The organism is Streptomyces phytophilus (genome assembly GCF_013870535.1).
Lineage (GTDB): Bacteria > Actinomycetota > Actinomycetes > Streptomycetales > Streptomycetaceae > Streptomyces > Streptomyces phytophilus.
Map to the genome: position 1 here is coordinate 1 of NZ_JACBXC010000889.1, position 2,569 is coordinate 2,569.

Annotated in this window: 3 protein-coding genes; 1 reads left to right on the plus strand and 2 read right to left on the minus strand. The window is 71.2% G+C overall.

The window, feature by feature from the left end; translation table 11 throughout:
* Window positions 1–207: 207 nt before the first annotated feature.
* Window positions 208–747: an ATP-binding protein gene (locus H5J30_RS26750; RefSeq protein WP_258563553.1), complete on the minus strand. Its 540-nt coding sequence runs from the start codon at window positions 745–747 to the stop codon at window positions 208–210.
* 200 nt (window positions 748–947) lie between these two features.
* On the minus strand, window positions 948–1,316 hold the full coding sequence (locus H5J30_RS26755; RefSeq protein WP_018838331.1) for an STAS domain-containing protein: 369 nt from the start codon (window positions 1,314–1,316) through the stop codon (window positions 948–950).
* A 244-nt stretch (window positions 1,317–1,560) separates the two neighbouring features.
* Here H5J30_RS26755 and H5J30_RS26760 point away from each other — a divergent pair, with 244 nt between their 5' ends.
* Window positions 1,561–2,481 carry an RNA polymerase sigma factor SigF gene (locus tag H5J30_RS26760; protein ID WP_181789895.1) on the plus strand — a complete coding sequence of 307 codons (921 nt, stop codon included), beginning with the start codon at window positions 1,561–1,563 and terminating at the stop codon, window positions 2,479–2,481.
* The last annotated feature ends 88 nt before the right edge of the window (window positions 2,482–2,569 follow it).

Genomic DNA, 2,569 nt, shown 5'->3' on the forward strand with positions numbered 1-2,569 from the left:
GCCCGGGTCCGGGCTCCCGAGCTGGTCGGGGAGATCGAGGGGTGGCTGCGGGGGCGGATCGGCTAGGGGTACGCGGCGGGTCCGGGCGGGCGGCGGACGGCTCGTACGAAAAGCGGCCTACGGACACGTACGGCGTGCGGCAAGCGGCTCGTACGAAGAACGGCATCCGGTACGTACGAGACGGGCCGCCCCGGTACGTACGACCGGCTACAGCGGTGCCGACAGCTCCGCCCACACCGTCTTGCCCGCCGCTCCCGTCTCGCGCTGCACACCCCAGTCGAGGCACAGCCGCTGCACGATGAACATCCCGTGCCCGCCCGGCCTGCTGGCCCGGTGCGGCGTGCGCGGCTCCGGGGTGCCCGTGCCGGAGTCGCTGACCTCCAGGCGCAGCACCTTGCCCGCCGTACGCAGCCGCAGTTCGTCCGGTCCGCCGCCGTGCAGGCAGGCGTTCGTCACCAGTTCCGAGACGACGAGCAGGACGTCCTCGGCCGCCGCGCGCTGCTCCGCGTTGGCCGCGGGCAGCCAGCCCCAGTCCTCCAGCGCCCGGCGGGCGAAGTCGCGGGCGCGGGGCACCATGCCGCTGGCGCCGACGAGCCGCAGCCTGCGCACCTGTCCGGAGGGGGCGGGCTCGTCCGCGGGGGCGGGTGGGGCCGCGGCGCCGTCGTCCGGGCGCGCGGGCGCGGCGGCGCCGCTGCCGGCCTCGCCCTCGGGCGGCAGCGCGCCCGGCGGCAACGACCTGAAGCTCATCGCCTCACGACACCCCCTTCGCGCAACCGCACGCCCGTTCGCGCACCCGTCCGCGCATTCGTGCCCTTCCTGCCCGTTCCAGAAGTTTCGCCTGGGCTTCTGCCCTGCGAGATCGCGGAAACACCCCCGAGTTTCCCCGGGACGCTGTGACGCGCATCACCTGTCGCACCGGCCCCACCCGGTATCCGGCGACAGGGAGGTCACTCCGCGAGTGCGGCTTCCAGGGTGTCGTGCAAAGAGAAGACCTGCTCCGCGCCCGTGATCTCGAAGACCCTGGCCACCACCGGCTGCAGCCCCGCGAGGTGCACGGCACCGCCGTCCGCCTCCGCCTTGAGGCGGGCGCCGAGGAGCACGTTCAGCCCGGTCGAGTCGCAGAACTCCAGGCGCGTGCAGTCGAGTACGAGCCGGCTGCGGCCGCCGGCGATACATCGCTCCAGCGGCTCCCGCAGCACCTCGGCCGTGTGGTAGTCCAGTTCACCCGCAGGTGTGAGGACGGCGCTCCCGCCATGGACCCGCACGTCGACGTGCAGTCGGCCGCGGCTCGGGCTTCCGGCGGTTCCGGCGTCCATGCGCGCTTGTCTCCTGACCTTCGGATTGTCGTGCGATGCAGCCACGACCCTACGCCTTTGGTCACACGTTCGGCACCCGAACAGCCAACATAATAGGGCAAATATGGACAGCTGATTCTTGCACCGGAGGGAAGAAGGGGGTAGGGCTAGAAGAACTCACAAAACGTGGCCTTGGGAGGCGCCGCAGACCACAGCGGACGAGTAAGGGCATCGGCAGCCACATGCCGAGAACGATGGAGGACAAATGTCACCCCGGCTCGACGCCGCGGCCAGTACGCCGCCGGCACGACCCCACGCCGAGCACGGCGACGACCACACAGAGCACCACGCCGAGGACACCGCGGCGGCCCCGTTCACGGGGAGCATCGACGAGCTGGAGGGCATTGCCTTCGACGAGGTGGCCCCCGCGGACGCCCGGGCGATGTCGAAGACGCTCTTCGACCGGCTCGGCACCCTCGAAGAGGGCACCCACGAGTACTCGTACGTCCGCAACACCCTCATCGAACTCAACCTGGCGCTGGTGAAGTTCGCCGCCTCCCGGTTCCGCTCGCGCAGCGAGCCGATGGAGGACATCATCCAGGTCGGCACCATCGGGCTCATCAAGGCGATCGACCGCTTCGAGCCCACCCGCGGCGTGGAGTTCCCCACCTTCGCGATGCCGACCATCATCGGCGAGATCAAGCGCTTCTTCCGCGACACCTCCTGGTCCGTACGCGTCCCGCGGCGGCTGCAGGAGCTGCGGCTCGACCTGGCGAAGGCGGGCGACGAGCTGGCGCAGCAGCTCGACCGCGCCCCCACGGTCGACGAGCTGGCCGAGCGGCTGGACATCGGCCGGGACGAGGTCATCGAGGGCATGGCCGCCTCGAACGCCTACACCGCCAGCTCCCTGGACGCGCAGCCCGAGGAGGACGACTCCGAGAGCGCCCTCGCGGACCGCATCGGCTACGAGGACCACGGGCTGGAGGGCATCGAGTACGTCGAGTCCCTCAAGCCGCTGATAGCGGAGCTGACGCCGCGCGACCGGAAGATCCTCTCGCTGCGCTTCGTGGCCAACATGACCCAGTCGGAGATCGGCGAGGAGCTGGGCATCTCGCAGATGCACGTCTCCCGGCTGCTGTCGCGCACGCTGGTGCGGCTGCGCAAAGGGCTGATGGCCGAGGACTAGGCCGGGCGCCCCGGCCGGGCACAGGGCCGGGCACTGGAACGAGAGCCGCCTCCACGGGATTCCGGGGAGGCGGTGCCATGATCGGCCC